At 69.5% G+C, this 2,148-nt stretch carries 2 protein-coding genes and 2 pseudogenes; all 4 read right to left on the bottom strand.

The window, feature by feature from the left end; translation table 11 throughout:
- A pseudogene (locus CAPSK01_RS02525) lies at positions 1–239 on the bottom strand (hypothetical protein); the annotation flags it as partial.
- A gap of 40 nt (positions 240–279) precedes the next feature.
- Positions 280–546 (bottom strand): annotated as a pseudogene (locus CAPSK01_RS21580) (SUMF1/EgtB/PvdO family nonheme iron enzyme); the annotation flags it as partial.
- A 123-nt stretch (positions 547–669) separates the two neighbouring features.
- Complete coding sequence (locus CAPSK01_RS21575) at positions 670–1,689, bottom strand: reverse transcriptase/maturase family protein (protein WP_273702956.1); 1,020 nt, start codon at positions 1,687–1,689, stop codon at positions 670–672.
- On the bottom strand, positions 1,686–2,148 hold a 463-nt coding region (locus tag CAPSK01_RS02515; RefSeq protein ID WP_034922030.1), incomplete at its 5' end, for an HRDC domain-containing protein. The genes CAPSK01_RS21575 and CAPSK01_RS02515, both read right to left, overlap by 4 nt.

Below are 2,148 nucleotides of genomic sequence, written 5' to 3'. Positions count from 1 at the left end.
GCGGTGTCCGCGAGCCAGAAACCGTTGGCGATCGTCGTCGGCACCTGTTGCTCGGGCTGGCTTTCGTCGCCCATCCGGAAGTGGCCAGGCTCGATCCAGCGCAGGCGTTGCACCTCGTTGGCCACCCGCAGATCGGCCCAGACGCCGAAGCGATCGTCGCCCCAGGCGCCCGCCCAGGGCGGCGGAAACGGATCGGGACCGCGACGCTGCCACTCGGCAAGATCAAAGACGGCACTCATCGCGACGCCAGGGCGGGCGGCGACCCGGGGAGCTGTCGCGTCAGCGCTGCTGCGCCTTCACTACCGGCACCCCGGGAGCCTTCGAGTTCGGACGGCGGCCGCAGGGCCACCGCCACCGGAAACAGCGCCTGGTCCATCGGCAGCGGCAAATCCATGCCGGGGTGTTGCCACACCCGTCGCCGGTCGAGCTCAGGGCAAAGCGGAAGCCGTAGTTCTGGTTGGCGTTGTCGGGCGCGTTGGCGTTGCGGTTCGCTGAGCGGGCGTTCCTGGCGTTGTTGTTCCAGGAGCCGCCGCGCAGCACGCGCTCGGCAACACTTTTTGCCTTGCAGGCAAGCGGCGCTGTTCACAAGCGCGATTATCGGTGATCCCGGCGCCACCCGGCAATCGCCGTGTCGCGTCCGGGCCGCCTGCGGTTCCTTCGAACACACGCTCATTCGCGGTCTGTTGCATCGTAAATGCTGGGCCGTTGCTGCCAGACGCCTTGCCGAAAGCCGAGGCTGTGGCTGTGCGCCAGCGGTGCCAGGGTGTTCGCGCCGGCGCGCTGCAGTTCGGCGGCAGTGAGCAGACCCTCGGCCCAGGCTGCTTCGAGCCGCCGCGCGTGCCGCCGATAGCGCGCCAGCTTGCGCCGGCTGGGCAGGATCAGCGCCTGATGCACTCGATAGCCGCACCAGACGACGCCGGCGCGGCTATGCGCGATCGCGGCGCTCGGCTTGAGGCGCAGGCGGCGCTCACGCCAGAGGAAATCGCTCCATTCGCCGAGCGTCGCCTGCGCTTCGGCGCGGCTGTCGCACCACCAGAGGGTGTCGTCCATGTAGCGCACGTGCGCGCGCACCCGGCGATCTTCGAGCAGCCATCGATCGGCCGCGTCAAGGTAGGCGTTGGCAAAGTGCTGCGAGGTCAAGGAGCCGATCGGCAGGCCACGCCCGGCGTTGCCGCCAGCATCGATGATCCGCCCGAGCAGGGCGAGGAAGCCGTCGCCCTTGAAGCGCCGCGCGAGCAGCGCCTTCAGGCAGGCATGGTCGATGCTGGGGAAGTAGCCATCGACGTCGACCTGCACGCGCCAGGCGAAGCGCTGCAGATTGCGCTGCACCTGGCGGGCGGCCGCGTGCACGCCCTTGCCGGGGCGGCAGGCGTACGACGAATCGACGAGCATGGTCTCGAAACGGGGTTCGGCCAGATTGAGGATCGCGTGCTGCAATACACGGTCGGCGAAACACGCGGCGTGGATCACGCGTCGCTTCGGGTCGTGAATGGTGAAGCTCGTGTACTGACCTTGCGGCGCCTCACCGTTGAGGATGCTCGCCGCGAGCCGGTCAAGGCGCGCGTCGAGCTCGCCGAGAAAGCGCGCCACCGGCGGGCGCTGTCGTTTGCCGCGCGCCGCCTTCCAGGTGGCGAGGGCGAGGTTGCTGCGCTCGGCGAGCTGCTCCAGGCTGATCGCCAGCCGCTTCATGAAGTCTGCTCGGCCACGGCGCTCGCGATGGCCGCGAGAAAGGGCGCGCCGTACTTGCCGGCACGCGCCTCGCCGACACCGTCGATGGCGCGCAAGGCCGCGGCGCTGCCTGGCCGCTGGCGCGCCATCGCCGCCAGTTGTTCATTGGTAAACAGGACGTACGGCGGCACCCCCTCGCGTTCGCCCAACTGCTGGCGCAGACTGCGCAAGCTAGCGAAAACGGCGAAATCCGCCGGCGAGAGGACTTCGCGATAATCCACCCGAGCCGGCCGGCCGGGCTTGCCGCCGGTCACCCTGGCGGCGTCGGGCAGCGCCCCCGGACCATTGGCGACGGCGACGCAGACCACCCAGTGCGAATCGAGGCCGGCGGCAAGCCACTGCTTCTCGATCGTCAGCACCCGATGCTGGGCGAGAAAGGTATTCAGTTCGTCCTGCGCCGCGCGGCCGTCGAGGGCGTGG

It is taken from the genome of Candidatus Accumulibacter vicinus (assembly GCF_000584955.1).
Lineage (GTDB): Bacteria > Pseudomonadota > Gammaproteobacteria > Burkholderiales > Rhodocyclaceae > Accumulibacter > Accumulibacter vicinus.
This window is presented reverse-complemented; position numbering and strand designations above follow the sequence as displayed.

What these genes read in the sequence shown, in the direction of transcription:
- CAPSK01_RS21575 (WP_273702956.1), bottom strand. Translation starts at nt 1,689, where the DNA reads ATGAAGCGGCTGGCGATCAGCCTGGAGCAGCTCGCCGAGCGCAGCAAC.